Raw genomic sequence first — 19,547 nt, 5'->3', positions numbered from 1 at the left:
CGAACCGCTTTACCTATTTCCCCATCAGCACTTCAATATCGTGCACTTTCCCATCGTTAACCAATTCCAAAAGGTTGCCTTCTCGTATTTCACTACCTTCGCCTATCGTCTTCACTCCCTTGTTGAGGCCCTCAGGATTTTTGACATTTATGTTATAGATGGAATCAAAATATTTATACCTCATCGTGTATTCTGGCCATTTCTGCGGGATGCAAGGATCTATCAACAGCGTATTCCCGTGTTTTTGGAATCCCAATATAGACTCTAATCCAGCTTTATACATCCATCCTGCTGATCCGGTATACCAGGTCCAGCCGCCTCGCCCTGAATGAGGGGGAACAGCATAAACATCAGCAGCCATCACATATGGCTCAACTTTATACGTATAACACTCTCGCTGGTTCCTTGAATTATTTATGGGGTTAATAAGCTCAAATAGCTCCTGAGCCTTGTCTCCATCGCCAAGTTCAGCAAATGCAATAATTACCCATGCGGCTGCGTGTGTATATTGCCCGCCGTTTTCTCGGACTCCCGGACTGTATCCCTTAATATACCCGGGCTCCATTTCGCTGGTGTCAAAGGGTGGCGCAAGAAGTTTAATCACCCCATCTTCTCTGGTGATGAGATAATTTTCAACCGATTTCATCGCCTGCCTTACTCTTTCTGGATTCCCCGCTTCAGAAATGACCGCCCAACTTTGAGCAATTGAATCAATCTTGCATTCGCTGTTTTCTGACGAACCCAGAGGCATCCCGTTATCAAAGTAGGCCCTGATATACCAGCTACCATCCCAAGCGGACCTCTCGATAGATTCCGTAATCTGATTCATTATATTGACGTATCTTTCCGAAAGTTCAGATTCCCCCATTTCAAGGCATACTGGAATGATTTTTTTAAGCACTGCTACCAGAAACCATCCCAGCCATACACTTTCGCCCGACCCTTTATTACCGACTGTGTTCATACTGTCGTTCCAATCGCCTGAACCCATTAATGGCAGTCCATGATTTCCAAATTCCAAACTCTTCTCTATGGCTGCGATGCAATGTCCAAATAAAGTCGCAGACCTATCCGAAATGGAAGGAATCCCATATTTCTCCTGTTCCCCTTCTTCAAGCAAGTCGCTTTCCAGATACGCCAATTCGGATTTTAATATCCCCATATCACCCGTTATGCTCACATATTCCATGGTCACATAAGGGAGCCAAAGAAGATCATCGCTGAATCGGGTACGAACGCCTTTCCCGCTGGGTTCATGCCACCAGTGTTGTACGTCCCCTTCTACAAACTGATGCGCTGCATGAAGCAACAGCTGTTTTCTCGCAATTTCAGGGCTGCTATGAACTACCGCCAAAGAGTCTTGAAGCTGATCTCTGAATCCATACGCACCGCTGGACTGATAAAATGCCGAACGGGCCCAAAGACGGCAGGAGATGGTCTGGTATTGAAGCCAGCCATTCAGCATAAGATTCATTGAAAGATCTGGGGTCGTAACCTGAATCCCTTCAAGTTTTTCTTCCCAAAACGCTTTGACAATTGTCAGTGCTTGGTACGCTTCCTGAACATTCTTATATTTGTTCGTAAGTTGATCCACCTCATCAATTGTTTCAGCTGCACCAAAAGTGAATACGATATCCTTTTCTTCCATTGGATTCAGGGAAATATTGACTTGCATAGCCGCACACGGATCAAAACCCATTCCAACCGCTCCCGTAAGCTTTTCTTTTCTGAGGCACTCAGGATTGGCTAGACTCCCGGAGCCAATAAACTCTTTCCGGTTTCCTGTGACGCTTCTGTTTTCTAACGAACTGTCCATGAAACCAATTCCTGCTTTATATTCTTCATTGTAAGGATTTTCCATCAACAGGACTCCGGCTGCGTTTAAGCTTGTCTTTATGTGCCTCGCAGTAATCTGGTCTGTGACGCCCAGTACCGGTCTCACATAGTAGATTAGAGACAGGTTCCTCTGTTCATTGGAGGAATTGGCAAGTTTTAAAATGCTGATTTTGATGTTTTCATCTTCAGGAACGAATTGGACCAATGTTTGCTTAATACCGTGGCTGGCATGCCTAAATTCTGTATAACCAAAACCGTGTCTAATTTCATAGGCTTCCTTTTCCCTGATAGGTGATGATGTTGCTGTCCATGATTCACCCGTATCATCATCCCTGAGATACAAGGCTTCACTAGGATCATCACTGACCGGATCATTGGACCATGTGGACAGTTTGTTTTCGCGGCTGTTTCTGTACCATATATACCCCGATCCCGATTCAGAAACGGTAAAACCAAAATCGGGATTTGAAATCACATTAATCCATGGAGCAGGGGTAGTTTTGTCTTTTTCAATTTGAATGACATACTCCCTGCCATCTTCAGTGAATCCACCGAGTCCATTTGGATACAGGAGAACAGGTTTTTCAGAAGCATGACTGACATATTCGCTGCTTGCTTTGGAATATGTGATTTCTCTTTGCTTTTCCGAGTCTCTAATACTTGGTTCTTCTGTCTGCTCATTCAAGTTTCCGCCATCGCCTCTTATTATCATTCTCGCCACGGCATACAGAAGGCAGATTTCCTCCGAACTCGTTTTGCTTTTGTCGATTATGTATACTCCACCTGATTTCCCTATCATTTGATGAGTATGACTTGAATTTAAGGTCTCGATGATGGATGCATGCAGCGGGAGGGCATAACTGTTGACTTCTTCACACAGTATGATCAGATCTACTTTTAACTTTTTGTACATCCAATACTCGTGGGCTTCTAAAAGTTGATCGAGTAACCTAATTTCATCGCTCTTCTTTATAACCAGTAATACAATAGGATCGTCTCCGGAAATGCCGAACCGCCATAGTGAAGACTGCCCCAATATGTTCTTTTCGATTAATTCCTGGAATTTCCTTCTGGATGGACTATTGAACAAGATGCTAGAAGTCATATTTTGATAGAGTTCCAGTTGAGAAGGCTCTATGTCCAGGTATGCTGCTTCAAGGTGGCCACTTGTGTGAGCTAGAGTGAACGCCCGATCAATGAATCCATTCTGGGAATATTTCTCAATTAAGAGCAACAAATCTTCCCTGCTTTCGCTCACCGCGGTGATATAAGCTATCTGCAATGACTTCCCGGGCAATATTCTTCCCTTCAGTCTCAGACTCATGACCGGATCGAGCACAGTTCCCTCTGTTCCTGAAAGAAGTTTGTCATCATCCATAGCTTCCGGGGATGCTAAATCACGGTTTCGTCCAATAAACTGCATCCTATCGGTTTCGAATTGCTTGTCCCCTATGGTTTCACCGTCAACCACGGCAAAATTGGCAGTCCATATTTTTTTATTGGAGGAAGACCTTGGTCGATTGGTGGTAATTATGCCATTCAGGTCTTTAACAATCTCTGTTTTCTTGAAAAGCTTATGAAATGCAGGGTGCGCTAGATCTTCGTTTTGTGTGGTCATCACGGCTTCAAAGTAGCTTGTCACTTCGATATCACATGTGCTGTCTCCGGCATTTCCCAAAGTCATTTTTCTGATTTCCACATTTTCCTTTGGGACAACGATGACTTCTGTTTGCGTATGGATATCTCCATCAGTTCTTTTGAAAACGGCTTTGTCGTTTGTATAAATCACTTCATAATTTTCAGGAATTTTGTTGAGCGGTGCATAAGCGGAAGACCACACTTTATTTGTGGCTACGTTTTTGATGTAGAAAAACATTCCGTACTTATCTGCTGCATTGTCCTCTCTCCATCTTGTTATCGCTGTATCGTTGTATTTGCTGTAACCGGTCCCTCTATCCGTAATCATCACAGAATAATTACCATTTGAGAGAAGATGAACTTTCGGCAAAACGGGATCGGCAGTCCTGAAGGTCCTTGTAAGTCTGCTGTCTTTATACACCTTACTTCTGTCAATTTTAATTTTCTTAGGTTTCGCTTTCAAATTAAAGTTATAAACAGCCGATGGAATCGGCTCTTGAAGCAAAAATCGAGAAGCATACATGGCAGGATTTTCGAAAAAACGTTTTTGCATGATAAAATCATGCAAAAAATTGTTGATAGCCATGAAACCCATACCTTGGTGGTGAGCCATGAATTCTCGGATGATGCTTCGCTCATCGTCAATCAGCAGCCTGTCGGGTGTGTAGTCAGCGGCTTCATAAAAACCATAGGCTCCTTCTAGCCCTTCCTCCTTAAGGTATGCGATATTTTGAGTTGCACTTACGGGATCTATCTGGAGAGCCAACAATGTTGAGTAGGGTGATACCACCGTATCTTCCATCAAGCCTCTTTTCAACCCAAGCCATGGTACTCCGAAAGCCTTATACTGATAGCTTAAATTCACATCTGTGTCATTAAAGCCGGATTCGGATATTCCCCAAGGTATATCATTCTGTTTGCCGTATTTTTTCTGACTCCGAATGACAAAATTATAGGTTTCATCCAACATCGTATTTTTGTAACTTTTCATGATCAAAACCGGCATTAGATATTCAAACATTGTCCCAGACCAAGATGCTAACCCCTTGTAACCGTCATCCACGGTTAAGGACCTGCTCAATTTGAGCCAATGTTCAGGAGGTATTTCATCTCTTGCAATGCTTATATAACTTGCCTGGCGTGCCTCCGAAGCAAGTAGATCATAATAGGAGTCTGTCAGTTCCCCTTCCTCCAGATCAAAGCCAATAGAGAATAATTGTTTTTTCTCGTCATACAATGGTAAAAATTTCGTGTTTTCTGAAAGATCATCTACTCTGCCGATCAACTCTTCATAATCCGATAAAAAGCTGCCAACAGCAGTAGCGGATGCAGCAAAACTCTGCCGTAATTCGGAAAGGAAAACCAGGTCATCCGAGCATTCTGTTTCAAACTGTTCCAGGCCCAACATAATTCCCCCGATGAGAGCCTCCGCATGAGCATAAACATCTGGCAAATCTTCTAAACTAGGATTGTTCTTCAAAAGAGCCGTAATCTCATCAAAGTCATCTTTGTAATGCGAGAAGCAAACAGCGGACAAACTCTCTGGAAGTTTTTCCATCAAATCAATGGCTGGCATAAATTGCAGCCGCTCATTATTGAATGTCATGAACATTTCTTTGATTTTAATTTTCCAGGATACATTTGTAATGCCATCAAATGTATCGCTCGATGAAAGATCCCTCACAATCCTGTTCCATGAGAACATGTCCATGGATTGAATTTGTTCAAATCCAAGCGATTGATAAACCGCCACGCCTTCTTCCTCACCGTTGTACAAAGTATCCCTGATTCCCTTTATGAATTGCACGTCAGTAATCGGCTTTTTAAGATATCCCCTTAATCCTTCAGACAAAGTTATCAGGTATCCTACTAAATTACCGCTGTCAGCAGTGGAAATATATATAGGCAGTAAGGGCCGCAGTGATTTCGTATCGTACCAGTTGTAGAGATGTCCATTCCATTTTTCCATTTTTTCAATCGATGTAATCGTATTCGAAACTTTTTCCAGCATTTCTTTTGTTCCAACATATCCAAAATCCCGGGCTGTAAGGACAGCCATCAATCCCAAACTGATGTTGGTCGGTGAGGTTCTGTGAGCGATTCCGTTAGGGGAATCTTCTTGGTAGTTGTCTGGTGCAAGGTAATTGTTCTCAGCGTTTGCAAATTCCTCAAAATAGCGCCATGTTTTTCTAGCGATCCTACTGATTTCGGAAAGTTCTGCATCGGTTAGTGTGCATGGCTTTTCTGCCCTTTTTTGACTGATCAAATAGGCAATATAAGGGGCGCTCAGTGACAGGATAAAAAATATGAAACTTAAAACAACAGCTTCTGATTTAAAAGATAAAGCTAATAAAAAAACAGCCAGCCCTATCCAGCTTGAAGATTGCATTTCCTGTATATAGCTTTTTAATGAGTTGTTGTTTTTTCTTTCCTCAGCGGCCGAAGTCACCCATTCAAGCAAATCTTTTTTTGTTATGTACACGCGCCAGAGCGTAATTAGTACTGCACGTACTATCAAATAGGCCTGGTAAGGCAAAAAAATGAGTTTCAGTGCCGCCTGATAAAAGGTTGCTTTGACTCCCCCAATTGTGGGTAGGTACTTTTTGGTCCTTATGCGTTGGCTATGCCGGTTCGACTTCATATATCTTGTTGTGCTTCCTAATACATTGGAAATAAGGTATACCGCCAAGGTCAGCACATAAAAACCTATCCAGTACATTTTGCTCCCTGGTAGTATCGTGACAGCCAGCATAAGTAAACCAATAAGGCTTGGCGCTAACAGACTTCTTCTCAGGTTGTCCATCATTTTCCATCTCGATAATGCCGAAAGGTGATTTTTTCCGAAGATAAATGGAAGCAACTGCCAGTCGCCTCTAACCCAACGATACTCCCGCTTAACAAAGGAATTGTACGTTGCGGGAAATGAATCCACTAGCCTCACGTCCGAGACAAGTGCCGCCCTCAAATAAGATCCTTCCAGAAGATCGTGGCTCAAGATGGCATTCTCAGGGAAAGTGTCTTTCAAAAGGGTTTGAAACACCTTCAAATCATAGATTCCTTTCCCTGTAAAAATACCTTCACCAAAGATATCCTGGTAGATGTCAAATTCAGCTTCAGCATACGGATCTGCATATTTTTGCCCAGTAAATATTTTTGAGAAAAAAGTGGCGTTTGTGCTTTCCATTTCTATATCAACTTTAGGCTGCAGAATGCCGTATCCCTCAGTTACAATCCCCTTCTCTTTATCAATTGTAGGTCTGTTCAATGGATGTGCCATTATTCCGATCATTTTTTTGGCAGCATCCATGGGCAATATGGTATCACTGTCCAGCGTTATCACATATTTAATGTTTTTAGAGATCGGGAAAGCAGGCGAAGCATAGACAATCGACGTTTCATTTGAGCCAAGCATCATGTCGTTAAACTCCAACAATGCGCCTCTTTTTCTTTCCCAACCAATCCATTTATTATTCTCTTTACTGAAGTGCCGCTTTCTATGGAAAAAATAAAACCTTTCAGTAATGGAATCACTGTATTTTAGGTTCAGCTCTTTTATGCCATTTATTGCCTTTTCAATTATTTTCGAATCATCAGCTTCAACAGGTGAGTCCCCATCTCTAAAACACCCCAGCAACGCAAAATACAAATGATTTTCCTTGTTTAACAAATAATGTCTTTCCAGATTTCCCAGCAGTTCTTCAACCCTTTTTTCATCAGGAAGAATTGCCGGCACAACAATAATGGTCCCCAAATCCTCAGGTATGCCATCTTTCAGTTCCAGTTTGGGGAAAAATGCAGGCCCTAGCCGGCTGCCGAAGATATGATTTGCTGTACATAACGCTATTTCTGCAGAAGGTATCAAAACGGCCAAGCCAGCAATGACTGCAGTCAGAACTGTATTTTGTGATGCGTTTGAAACTGCATATCGAACTGCTGCTGAAATAATTATTACCAACATTAAACTCATTGTGCTGAAGTACAGCAGCCCTAGATTTTTCTTGACCATTTTCCTTAATTTGGGAATTATTTTGCTGCTTCCACCAAGCTTTTCGCCTAAAATTTCTGTCCCCTTGCCGACCAGATAGTAGCCTACATGATTGGTTCTCTGAAATCCGCTGCCCTCAGCATCTGAATCACTCAATTCTGAATAAGTATTTTTAGTAAGTTCAATCGCTTCTTTCGCCACATATGTTTCTGAAACACCATAAACGGCAGCAAGTTCTTCAACTTTTCCTTTATAATAATTTCTTGTGGCTATATCCATCAGTGGATAAATTTCTGCAGGATCCTCTTTCAGTATATTCCCAACAAAACTGATTTCCTCAAAAATAGTTGACCATTCCAAGGTTGAAAAATATTTGAGGCTGGTAATATAATTTCCCATCGAAACTGTATTTGATGATTGGAACTCATTTTCCTTGCGGATGGATTTTTCGATGGTTGTTCCCTGATTTTCAAGGGCCTCCTCAATGACATTTAAAAATTCGGTGTAATTTTTACCCGATTTTCTCAGATGGTATAACAAATGTTCTATGAACAAAAAATTGGTTTCATCAAATTCTTTTATGCTTAATTTGACTGAATCCCGTATTTCCCCCATGTCATCACCGGTGATCCATCTATCAAATATCACTTCGGCTCTGTGCCGCTGGTTCTGCGTTGCTTGGATTTCCTCGCTTATATGCCTTATGTTCTCAATCAGGGCAATTTTCATCACTACAGGTATTGCCCAGATCTCCCTGTCATAGAGAACATTTTCCTCCTGATACACCCTCATATATTTCAATAAGTTTTCTTCATTTATTTTACCGTCCGTATGGTTCACCAGTTCCATAATTAGCGCAAAGATTCGAGGATAGTTTTTGAAGTCGCCACCTCTCAAATCCGGCAGTTTGGAAAATGTTTTTTTTGATAAACTTCTTTGCAATTCTTTCACCAGTTCTTCAACAAAATAAAAATTGTCAAGCAGCCATTCAGAAACTGGAGAAAATTGTTCATTTAGCTGTGTATCTGAACTTAAATCGTTATAAACGGAAAGAATAAAATTATAGTTTTCCGCTAATCTTGGAACAGGCCAATTTGGAATATTGTTCGTAATGAAATTCGAATGCTCATCAGCCAAATCCTTTACATGCAGCTCAATTTCTTGATCATTGAGAGGTATCTTCTTCATCCGAAAACTGTAAATATCCCTTAATTTTTTCAGTTCAAGTCGGAATACAACAATTGTAATCATCGCAATAATAAAGACAACAACAATTACAACTGTAGCATAAGCATTTAGATGTATCTCCATTTATTGGCCCCTCCCCCAAAATATAAAAAAACAAAAGTGAAATAACCAGAAAAACAAGCCTATTGTCTTATCCGGTGATCACTTTTTCTGAATTTTATATTGACCCATATGTTTTTGCTTTAACTGTTTAAAATGCGCTCAACTTTTCAAGATAAAGTCGATTTATCGCGTCGGAGTTTACTTTATCCATAAACACCTGGCACCTTCCAAAAAGCAGAGCGCACAACCCAATACGGAAAAAACTATTAAATCTTATAATTTTTTGCCGCTAATCAACTGCACTACTACCAGAATGACCGCAATTACCAAAAGAATGTGTATTAGCGAACCAGCCGCCGGTAGCAAGGTGAAACCAAGCAACCATAAAACCAATACTACAACTGCAATTGTCCATAACATCTTTCTCACTCCCTTTCGTTCATTTGTTTGGTTATTTTAATTCTCTGCCACGCCTTCATATACTAAGGCTAAACGAGCGGAGAAGTTGTTCCTTATAGCTATTCTTCACCATACGAAAAGTAAGCGTTTACAATTATTCTCAAAGGAACTTTCCTCAATCTTTTTTGACTACGCCCTTTTTATAGCCTATGGTCATTTTACCACTAATTATTAATTTTGCATAAAAATAGTGTTTTGTCGGTATATGTCAATAGTTTCACAATACCCCCTCAAAGCAACACCATAATAAGGTTTGTTTCAGTATAAATATTTTGTGTGTTTTTCTACCGCTATGAAGAACCCTGCTCCATTTTTCCCGCAATTTTACGGCTTGTTTTCGGGGAATCGTCAAACTCAGAGGCATACAATGAATGCATGCGCAAGAAAATACAAAAGAAATGGTGATTCCATGCAGATTTCGTTCCAAGCTTTCGGTACCTATAACCAGATCATGACGGAGGAGGATTGTCTGCCGCTGTTGGAAGATTGCCGGGCATTGTGCGAAGCAATTGAAGCCAAATTTTCCGCCTTCCAGCACACAAGCGCGATTGCTAAAATATCAGCGCAAGCCGGCATCCAACATGTCTCGATTGACGAAGAGACTTTTTTCATGTTAAAAAGGGCACAAGATTTTTCGAACCTTTCCCGGGGAGCGTTCGACATCACCATCCGCCCCGCTACTGCGCTTTGGGGAATCGGCAAAAAGGGGGATTTCGTCCCTGACAACCAGGACCTCAATCAACTCCAGGAGTTCGTCAACTACAAAGGCCTCATCCTGGACCAAAAACACGGCACAGCCAATCGCCGCCCAAGCAGTCGAAGTCGATGCCATATCGGGCGCGACCTTCAGCAGCAACAGCATCATGGAAGCCGTCTCCGATGCACTCGGGTTGGCTTTTGAAAACCCGAACAGTTCGCTGCCAATTGGACACGGTGGACATTAGGGATCTGCAATATCGCTTGACAGATTTTAAAAAAACAAGTGCCCCGATAGATGCAATTTACGCATCAATCGGGGCACTTTTCCGTTTGGAGTTTCAAATGATTGAAGTATCAAAGCTGATGCTGGCGGGATTGATCAAGGTATCGCCGACAGGGCAATGCGATTCCACAAACTCCACGAAATGTTTGATCTCCTCTTGGGTATTATCGGCTTTGACGCGGTAGGTCGCATGAATGTCAGTGAAGCCGATTTTGACATTCTCATCGCCCAAAAATCCGTCCGTGTTCAGGTTTCCGCTCACCTCAACTTCAAGTTCATGAAGTTTGATGCCGAGCTTTTCGGCAAACATTCTTCCGGCGATGGCTTTACAGCTGCCCAATCCGGCAAGCAATGCCTCCACCGGACTCAAGCCGATGTCCGTGCCTCCGAATGCTTCCGGTTCATCCAACACAATGGACTTGCCTCTGGCTTTGTTGATCACCTGGTAATTTTCGTGCAAACTGGTCGATGTCACTTTGAATAATTGATTTGGCATATCTGTTCCCCCTGTTTATTAAAATTTGATAAGGAAAGAGTACCATCTTACTTACTTTTTGGATAACATACAAAAACGAACAAGCTTGATAGCTGAAACAGAACATCCGTTGTCGGATCGTGAATCATCCGAGCGAACAAGGTTTTTGTTTCTTTTTAACCCTGAATCAGCTATTATAGGAACGGTGGGAACGAGTGTTCTTGCTTATTTTATTTTTGAAAGGATTCAACATGACTGGAAAAACACACGTAGCGATTGGGACTGCCTCCAGCTTACTGGTTACGCAACCCTCTACGCTGAAAGAACTATTTATCTGTCTGGGCGTAGCGATCGTCGGGTCCGTCATCTGCGACATTGATGTCAGCACCTCAGAATCCCATCAGACACTGAACCGTATTCTGGGTTTGATCCTGGCGGTATCGGTGCTGTTGGCATTCGCGGAGTCCAGCTGGTCGCTCGGGATCTTCTCCGCCATCCTGAACGACAGCTCCTACTCCCGGATCTTTTTCGGGACCGTCATTTTCTTGGGCATCTGCATCTTCGGAAAGGAACAGCCGCATCGGTCGTTCCTTCACTCCATACTCGGACTGGCCTTGCTGAGCATGGCTGTCTATATTCTGTCGCCGCTGTTGGTTCCTTATTTCGCGGTTGCGATGGCGTCCCATATTGCGATTGATATGCTGAACCACAAGCGCGTGAAACTATTTTATCCGCTGCCCGGCGGCATACGCCTCGGTCTGTGCAGTGCGGATGGCATCGTGAACGCTTGGTTCTTCAAAATCGGCAGTCTGGTGGTCATCATCGAAACGGTCCAGCTGATCGGCAGAATGGGATTGGCCTTCTTTTCATAGACGGTAAAACAATACAACACAAGTGTCCGGGCTACATGTTGCCGGGATGCTTGTGTTTTTTGTCCATGCTTGGCCGTGGCGTTGAGCTGAGTTGCTCCTTCCTCCGGTGAGAGCAGCCTTGGACGGAGGCGCGATCTTGATAATCAGTTCTTCTCCGCCCAAGCGGTCTTCGCAGGAGTTGCGGCCACGTATTCTAAATCTCCTCCGGTGACACAACCTTCACCGGAGGACAGGACCTGTTCAGTTGTCCGCTAATATGCTCTTCAATCACTTGTTTCTAGATTGCCCTATCCTAGACCCCTCTTTCATTCGGATCCCAGATGATTTTGTGGAGCTGAACCTGCATATTGACTCCGTTCATCTGGTTATCCTTCATGAAATCAACGATACTTTCCAACTCGATATTCCCAAACACCGGACTGATAAAGATGCTGGTTTTTTCAGTAAGATTGTATTTGTTGATCAATTCCCGGGCTTTCTCCAAGTCCGCCATGCTTCCCGATACAAATTTGACCGTATCCTTCTCAGTCAGATGATTGAAATTTTCCAACGCCATCATCCGCTCCATCCCGCTGGAAGGAAGCTTGTAGTCCATCGTGAAGCTCGGCGGGTTTTCCAAATCCGAAAATTTACTCAACAACACGCTGCCGTTCGTCTCGATTTCGACATAGAGTTCCGGATCCTGCGACAGCAACTCGAGAAGTTCTCCCATATCTTGCTGCAGCAACGGCTCTCCCCCGGTCAGAGTGACGTTGGTGACGTTGGTTTCCTTGATGTAAGCATAAACTTCCTCGGCCGTCATCGGATTATACGCGACTTTTCTGTCGTTGGCCCAAGCGGTATCGCAATAGCCACAGTTCAGATTGCATCCTGCGAAGCGGATGAAGGTCGCCAATTGCCCGCATCTTCGTCCTTCTCCGTTGATACTTACGAATTTTTCAACTACCTGCAGTACCATTTATTTTACCCCGCTTTCTTCATAGGCGGCGCTGTTTGTCGGTGTTTCATAAACGGTCGCCCGCTTCACATCATAGCCCAGGTCAGCCATCGTTCTGTAGAAATATGAGGCGAAATTTTCAGCTGTCGGACGGGACGGGAATTCGATGACGGCAAAACCGTCTTCCTTGATGCATGCTAGCGTTTGTTCCCGCATGGTCCCCTGCTCGATGATCAGCGCGTGGTCTAAGTGATCCACAGCGGCCTTGAGATCCTTTTTCAAATCCCCGAAATCCACCACCATTCCGTCCAGTTGGCCGGATGCGACCAAGTCTTCCGCTTGCACCTCGATTTCGACCCGCCATCTGTGGCCGTGGATGTTTGCGCATTTGCCTTCATACCCCGCAAGAAAATGAGCGCTGTCGAAGCTGTGTTCTGTTTTTAAAATATACATCTGAGTATTTCTCCCCCTAAAGTTGTCCGCAGCACCGCCACTTTTCAGGCGCTGCTGCCGTTCTGCCGATCCGTCGTTCCAGAACTTTCCTTGTCTTTAATGGCTTCGAAATATACATAGCATTTATATTTTTTGGCACAAAAAAAGGGCACAGTATGCCCATCAACAAACGACCGCTTCAAATAAACTGCAGTCAGGTCCTAGTTTTATTTTGAGACAGGATGGTTTCGAACTGTCTTATTCTGTTGTTGATACCCATACAGACTACTACAGGAAAATTGGATAGTCAAGCTAACCCCGGAACAAAAGCAGACGAAGTCAGCTCAAATCCGTTCGAATTGTCTGAACCATTTTCGTTTGTATGTCAGCCTACCGTAATCACCGATGAAATACTTTCGATATACCCCTCTGCCGACACGAAATGTGATGCGTTCGCCTCCGTCCGCTTCGAAGGTCATCACGTAGCTTGTTGTCGTCATCAAAGAATCGCCGTTCATGTGACTCGCGTTTTCCGTATCTTTCCCGATCAATTTGGCATTTTCGGTAACCTCTATGGCAGTCAGATTCAAGATCCAATTAAAGACTAGATACCCAAACACTGCGATAATTCCGATGCTCGTCAACAGCATAATCAATTCAAGATCATCACCCATGCCCCATCACACTCCTTGTTAAAATAATAACACTATTTGGTGGAATATTATAACAAATCATCACTGGATTATTCGGCACTTGATGAATTTCACGAGTTGAAACACAAAGAATGCCCCACAGTCACTGCCAGTCCATTCCCTTCTATAAATCATTCACAAAATAAGGGCTACGATATATAACTAGCAGTATAGATGGGAGGAATTTGCATGAATCCTGAAACTGAAAAACCTAAATTCAATGGTGAAACACTAGCTGCCATCCGAGAAGCAGATGAAATTGCAAAAGATAAGTCTGGTAATAGATATGCCACCGCCAATGAACTATTTGGTGATATTTCCGAGGAATTGAACCCGGAAACCAACAACCACGAGTAAACCCTTTGCTTACACCAAAAAGACCGGGAAGATTCCAAATGGAAATCATCTCGGTCTTTTGCTGTTTATTTTTTATTCCAATCGCTGATCAATTTCTGATACCAATAGAAACTGTCTTTCTTATAACGTTTCAGATCCTTGAGATCGTTGTCGGTGCGGTCGACGTATACCAAACCGTATCGTTTCGCGAACCCTTCCCTTCCGCTCAGGGAATCGAGGAACGACCAAGGCGAGTAACCCAACAGCGGGATGCCTTCTTCCACTGCCTGGAAGCATTGATTCAAATGTTCTTTCAGGTAGCTAATCCGGGTTTCGTCATGGATGCGGCCATCCTCCTCCAGTGTATCGCTATTGGCATAACCGTTCTCTGTAATCATCAGAGGCAAGTTGTAGCGTTGCCACAATTTGTAGATGGAGAGCCTCAAGCCGGTCGGATCCGTTCCAAAAATCATCCACTCCGATTTGGCGCTTTCCGGATTTGATACAATCCGGTAGTGTTCGGATCGGAAAAACGGCGGCATATCGCTGTCATCCTTTCCCGAGTAAGCCTCGGCGCAAAGGCTAAAGTAATAGTTGATGCAGATCCAGTCCGCACTCTCAGACAGCAGCAACTGCTCGTCTTCCTCATGCGTTTTCGGATAGAGCCCTTGTTTTTTGAGCATATGTGCGATTTGAGCTGGAAAACGGCCGCGGACCGTAAGATCCAACAGTGTGAAGCTCAGCAGTTCCTCCGCCGTCATCGCGGCTTCGACATTTGCCGGAGCTGCAGAAGCCGGATAAATATTTTGGAATGGTGAAGCAGGCCCGATCATTCCACTAGGCACCAATTCATGGCACCATTTGAAGGCAAATTTTTCGGCAAGTGCCATATGGTACATAATCTGATAGTTAGCCCGTTCATAAGCTTTTCCCTCAAGGTCGCGGATTCCGTTGAAATCCTTCGAATACATCACCATCAAAGGCTCATTAATACTAATCCAATACTTGACTTTGTCGCCGAATGCTTCGAATAAGGTTTTGGCATACTTCTCGTAGGCGTAAATCGTCTCCCTACCTAGCCAGCCGCCATAGTTGTCCACCAAACTTTGCGGCAAATCGAAATGATAGATCGTGACGATCGGTTCGATTTTGTAGGCAAGCAAACGATCGATGACTTTCGCGTAAAAATCCAAGCCTTCCTGATTCATTTCACCTTCGCCATCCGGGAAGATCCGAGGCCAGGAAATCGAGAAACGGTAGGAGTTTACTCCCAATTCTCGCAGCAGTTCGATGTCCGCTTCCCATTTATTATAGAAATCACTCGCGACACTGGTGTCGGCGATTCCCGGTCTGACAATCCGGGTATCTACGGTCGATAATCCTTTGCCGCCGGTTTGGACTGCGCCTTCGATTTGGAAAGCCGAGCTGGAAACGCCGAACATAAAATTCTTCAAGTCTGTTGTTTTCATCATCAACCCTCATTGCTTTCGATATTGCTCATACTGAAAATTTCCTGATTTTCTGGACTGTCCGTGCTTGCTGAACGCTCATTTGCCAAGGCTTGCTTATCCATCAGTTTGAAGAACGGATAATAGATTACTCCGGATAACGCAACGGCAAACACTTGGAATACTGCGATTTCCCAGCCGCCCTGCATCAAACCAGAGAAAACGATCGGCGTGCTTGCCGGAATAAAAATACCCATCGGCGCAGGCATTAGGCCGGTAACAATCGCAGCATACCCTAAAACAAGCATGATGATTGGTGTGAAAATGAAAGGCACGAATACTAATGGGTTCAAAATGATCGGCATACCGAAGATCAGCGGTTCATTGATATTGAATACGCCCGGCAAAAGCACCAGCTTCGAGAACTTCTTGTACTGCTGGCTTTTCGCAAAAAGAGCAATGACAATCACAAAGCCCAATGTCGAACCCGCTCCACCAATCACCGTCAGATCATAAAGAGCGATGTTGAAGATATGTGGAATCGGCAAGCCTGCTTGGTAAGCTGCGACGTTTTCTTGGATATATCCCATCCAAATCGGCATCAGGATAGGCAATATCGTGTAAGAACCGTGAATCCCGAAGAACCACAGCAATTGTGCGGCCAAAACCAGAATAATGAAGGCAGGAAGAGAACTGGTCAAATTTTGCAACGGGGTCTGCAGGCTCGCGTAGACGAAATCAGTGGCAGAGCCAAAGCTGGTCAAAGAGAAGCCCCAACGCACCAAAGCGAATGAAGTCAAGATAACAAAGGCAGGGATGATATCCAAAAACGCTTTTGCAACTTGAGGCGGCACATCTTCACCCATCTTGATCGTCCAATTTTTATCGATCAAAATTTGATAGATTTTCGCTACCAACAGACCAGTGATGATCGCGGTGAAAGCGCCCCTCGATCCAAGGTAGGCTGTGTTCAAATAAATGATTGGTTGGAATGCGCCCTCTTCCATCACTTCTGTTAATGGTATCAGCATCAAGAAACTGACAAGCGCTAATATAGCTGCATTCACCGCACCATCCTTTTTACCATAGATAATGGAGCCTTGGTATGCAACAAAGAATACCATGTAAAGTCCGATGGCGTTGATCGTTACCGTTGGTACAAAGGCGAAGAGAGTCGACAGTCCTGAAGCAGCCAGAAATTCCTGATAAGCAGGAATGTTGATGGTGTTCAATAAAGAGAAAATGGCACCGACAATGATAATCGACATCAAGGTCATGCTCCCGCCACTGACTGCTCGGACGACCTTATTATTGGAGATCTTTGTAGCGACTGGAATAAATCTGTTTTCCATAAAATTGATAAAATGCTTCATGTTATAATTCCTCCTGTCTTTTGATAACCTTATGATAACAAGCGCTTCCATCATAGATAATCACAAAAAAAAAGAGGAAATTCCTCTTTTCAAAGATTCGTTCGGAATTTCTGTGGGGTCTCGCCATGAAAATCCTTGAACTTCTTGTAAAAGAACGAAACGGAGGAATAACCTATTTCCGCAACGATCTCTTCCACCGGCAAGTTGGTGCTCGAAAGCAGCACGGTGGCAACCGCCATCTTTTGGAGCTGAAGCAATTCCATATAACTTTTGCCCGTCTCACTCTTCAGCCGATTGGACAGGTAATTCGGATGGTAATTGAAATGCGCCGCCATGTTGTTCAGGCTATCTTGCTGGTAATTTCGTTCGATGTACTGAAGGAAATCGATGGTCGTATATTTATCGGCTGTTTTGCTCTCAGGTTTCGTGGCTTTTTCGATGAATTTCCCTCGAATCAATTCTATAAAGAACAGTGCCATGTAGGAATCGATGATTTCTTCAGAAAACTCCCGTAAATTATAATATTCCAACAAAATCCGATCCAACAGATTGACCGGTTCGTCCTGCTTCTTAGTCAGGAACATCAGATAGCTCTTCTCAAACTTCTTGTTCTTAATCGACTGCAGCATGAAATGTGTGATCAGGCTATTCTTGGACAGACGGTTCAACAGATGTTTTGTCAGATAATCTTTTTTGATGACCAAATTCAAAATGATATTGCCCTTTTTGACCTCTTCTACGCGATGACAGGTCCTCTTATCAATAATCAAGAGGTTTCCTTCGTTCAAAGAAATTCTTTCATCCACCAGCAACACTTCACAGGAACCTTTGTAGGCATACATGATTTCCATATAATCATGGAAATGCCAAGGCACGAACGATCCATAAGCTTGTTGTGAAACATTGAGGCTATCATTCACCTGGTCAAGCTTGTGATCCATATTGAAGCGGAAACGGTAAATCTCTACACCCTCGACGACCTCCTTGTCATCCAAAGCGATATGTTTGATGTCTTTCCACAAAACCATCTTTTGCCGATTCTCAAAAAACAGATCCAAATTTTCTAATTTCATCAGTGACACGCTCCATGGTTGTATAATTGTTTTTCCTAATTGTATAATAAAAAGAGTGGATGTCCACTTCAGGACTATATGAATTTTAATGTTATGCAAATAAATTCTCCGCCACACAAAAACTCTCCCACCAATTGATGGAAGAGTTCCTCTATAATCTTTACTTATAGTTCGCTGCCGTTTGAGGCGATCACTGATTTGTACCAGTAGAACGAATCTTTCTTGATGCGGTTGAATGTCCCTTTGCCGGCATCGTCAAGATCGACGTAGACAAACCCGTAACGCTTCTTCATTTCGCCCGTGCCCGCTGAAACGAGGTCGATGCAGCCCCATGGCATGTATCCGATCAGATCGACGCCATCGATTGTGACCGCGTCCCGCATTGCCGAAATGTGGTCGCGCAAGTAAGCAATTCTGTAGTCGTCGTGGATTTCGCCATTTTCGATTGTGTCTATGTTGCCCATCCCGTTTTCGACGCACATCAATGGTTTTTGGTAGCGGTCATACAATTCGTTCAGGACAAAGCGGAAACCTTTGGAATCGATCGGCCAGCCCCACGGCGTTTTTTCCAAGTACGGATTCGCTTGCCCTTGCTGGCCGCCGGTTGTTGTAGTGATGTCGGAATTTCTGTCGAACACTGTTGTGCGGTAGTAACTGAACGCAAGGTAGTCGGATGGGTGATTTCTCAATATTTCTTCGTCGCCTTCCTCCATCTTCAATTCAAAATCGTATTCATCAAAAATGCTCTTCGCGTATGCCGGATAATAGCCGCGTATCATCACATCCGAGAACAATAACGCTCTCCGTCTGAACAGATAAGCACCGAAGACATCGTCGGGATGGCACGTATTCGGATAAATGCCGGACAGGGCCAGCATAGTGCCGATTTTGACATTCGGAATCATTTCATGGGCCAGCTTGTTCGCATAGCTGCAGGCTACCATCAGATGATGCAACGCCTGGTATTTGCCCGCTGCTTCTTCCGGCAAATATTTGGTCGGAAGGATCGGACCCTTGTTCTCCGTTTTAGCGTCATCTTTTTTATAGGTTCCCAAGGTCCAGAAACCGCCCAGAACATTGATTTCGTTGACTGTAATCCAATATTTCACCTTGGATTTGTATCGGGTGAATAGCACTTCACTGTAGCGAAGATAGAAATCGATCATTTTCCGGTTTGCCCAACCACCGTATTTCTTGGCCAATCCAACCGGCATATCGAAGTGAAGGATCGTCACGATTGGTTCGATACCATGCTTCAAGCATTCGTCGAAAACATCATCATAGAATTGCAGCCCTTCTTCGTTTGGCTCTGCTTCGTCACCGTTCGGAAATATTCTCGTCCAGGAAATCGACAACCGATAGCTGTTGAACCCCATCTCCGCCATCAGTCCGATGTCTTCTTTGTAATGGTGGTAGAAATCAGTAGCATTATGGCTGGGATAATACTCGTCCTCTTTTAGGATCGGCTCTGCCCCCATAGGCAATGACTCCCCTAAGGTAATGTGATCCATTTTCCCATTGGCATCGGTAAAGTAAATTTTTCTGGATGATGTATGGCTTCCGGCCGTGATCAGATCCGAAGCGGCCAATCCACGGCCACCTTCAGCATAACCGCCTTCGTATTGGTTCGCGGCGGTTGCGCCACCCCATAAAAATGTTTCTGGAAATGCTTTGTTCAAAACAATTACCACCTTTTATTTTTATTTGTGCCGGTAGGGC

13 protein-coding genes and 1 pseudogene are annotated in these 19,547 nt (G+C 43.8%); 4 read left to right on the top strand and 10 right to left on the bottom strand.

What is annotated here, in order from left to right; translation table 11 throughout:
* Window positions 1–13: 13 nt before the first annotated feature.
* Together AC0J5I_RS10575 and AC0J5I_RS10570 are read right to left on the bottom strand one after the other, a co-directional pair.
* Window positions 14–8,770, bottom strand: coding sequence for a GH36-type glycosyl hydrolase domain-containing protein (locus AC0J5I_RS10575; protein ID WP_475299776.1), 8,757 nt, complete (start codon window positions 8,768–8,770; stop codon window positions 14–16).
* 252 nt (window positions 8,771–9,022) lie between these two features.
* On the bottom strand, window positions 9,023–9,169 hold the full coding sequence (locus AC0J5I_RS10570) for a lmo0937 family membrane protein (protein WP_475299775.1): 147 nt from the start codon (window positions 9,167–9,169) through the stop codon (window positions 9,023–9,025).
* A gap of 331 nt (window positions 9,170–9,500) precedes the next feature.
* On the opposite strand from AC0J5I_RS10570, the pseudogene AC0J5I_RS10565 reads away from it, so the two are divergent.
* A pseudogene (locus AC0J5I_RS10565) lies at window positions 9,501–9,992 on the top strand (FAD:protein FMN transferase); the annotation flags it as partial.
* A complete protein-coding gene (locus AC0J5I_RS10560) occupies window positions 9,889–10,152 on the top strand; it encodes an FMN-binding protein (protein ID WP_475305683.1) in 264 nt (87 codons plus the stop codon). The pseudogene AC0J5I_RS10565 and the gene AC0J5I_RS10560, both read left to right, overlap by 104 nt.
* A 93-nt stretch (window positions 10,153–10,245) precedes the next feature.
* Here the strand turns inward: AC0J5I_RS10560 and AC0J5I_RS10555 are convergent, their stop codons facing one another.
* A complete protein-coding gene (locus AC0J5I_RS10555; RefSeq protein WP_475299774.1) occupies window positions 10,246–10,686 on the bottom strand; it encodes an OsmC family protein in 441 nt (146 codons plus the stop codon).
* Window positions 10,687–10,916: 230 nt separating this feature from the next.
* Between AC0J5I_RS10555 and AC0J5I_RS10550 the strand changes: the two genes are divergently transcribed.
* Window positions 10,917–11,537, top strand: a complete 621-nt coding sequence (locus AC0J5I_RS10550) for a metal-dependent hydrolase (protein ID WP_475299773.1) — start codon at window positions 10,917–10,919, stop codon at window positions 11,535–11,537.
* 292 nt (window positions 11,538–11,829) lie between these two features.
* Here the strand turns inward: AC0J5I_RS10550 and queE are convergent, their stop codons facing one another.
* From queE to AC0J5I_RS10535, 3 genes are all read right to left on the bottom strand, one after another.
* On the bottom strand, window positions 11,830–12,495 hold the full coding sequence (gene queE, locus AC0J5I_RS10545; protein ID WP_475299772.1) for a putative 7-carboxy-7-deazaguanine synthase QueE: 666 nt from the start codon (window positions 12,493–12,495) through the stop codon (window positions 11,830–11,832).
* Window positions 12,496–12,927: a 6-carboxytetrahydropterin synthase QueD gene (queD, locus tag AC0J5I_RS10540; RefSeq protein WP_475299771.1), complete on the bottom strand. Its 432-nt coding sequence runs from the start codon at window positions 12,925–12,927 to the stop codon at window positions 12,496–12,498.
* 323 nt (window positions 12,928–13,250) lie between these two features.
* Window positions 13,251–13,580 carry a DUF2500 domain-containing protein gene (locus AC0J5I_RS10535; RefSeq protein WP_475299770.1) on the bottom strand — a complete coding sequence of 110 codons (330 nt, stop codon included), beginning with the start codon at window positions 13,578–13,580 and terminating at the stop codon, window positions 13,251–13,253.
* A gap of 207 nt (window positions 13,581–13,787) precedes the next feature.
* Here AC0J5I_RS10535 and AC0J5I_RS10530 point away from each other — a divergent pair, with 207 nt between their 5' ends.
* Complete coding sequence (locus AC0J5I_RS10530) at window positions 13,788–13,955, top strand: hypothetical protein (RefSeq protein ID WP_475299769.1); 168 nt, start codon at window positions 13,788–13,790, stop codon at window positions 13,953–13,955.
* 65 nt (window positions 13,956–14,020) lie between these two features.
* Here AC0J5I_RS10530 and AC0J5I_RS10525 read toward each other — a convergent pair whose 3' ends face one another.
* The 4 genes from AC0J5I_RS10525 to AC0J5I_RS10510 form a co-directional block, all read right to left on the bottom strand.
* Entirely contained in the window at window positions 14,021–15,403 is a 1,383-nt protein-coding gene (locus AC0J5I_RS10525) for a glycoside hydrolase family 1 protein (RefSeq protein ID WP_475299768.1), read from the bottom strand.
* Window positions 15,404–15,405: 2 nt separating this feature from the next.
* Window positions 15,406–16,755, bottom strand: a complete 1,350-nt coding sequence (locus AC0J5I_RS10520; protein WP_475299767.1) for a PTS sugar transporter subunit IIC — start codon at window positions 16,753–16,755, stop codon at window positions 15,406–15,408.
* A gap of 89 nt (window positions 16,756–16,844) precedes the next feature.
* Window positions 16,845–17,828: an AraC family transcriptional regulator gene (locus AC0J5I_RS10515; RefSeq protein WP_475299766.1), complete on the bottom strand. Its 984-nt coding sequence runs from the start codon at window positions 17,826–17,828 to the stop codon at window positions 16,845–16,847.
* Window positions 17,829–17,992: 164 nt separating this feature from the next.
* Window positions 17,993–19,507, bottom strand: coding sequence for a glycoside hydrolase family 1 protein (locus AC0J5I_RS10510; protein ID WP_475299765.1), 1,515 nt, complete (start codon window positions 19,505–19,507; stop codon window positions 17,993–17,995).
* Between the last annotated feature and the right edge of the window lie 40 nt (window positions 19,508–19,547).

Source organism: Trichococcus sp. TS_SC_9 (assembly GCF_056156325.1).
The sequence above is the reverse complement of the archived record's forward strand: the minus strand, read 5'-3'. Positions and strand labels throughout refer to the sequence as shown.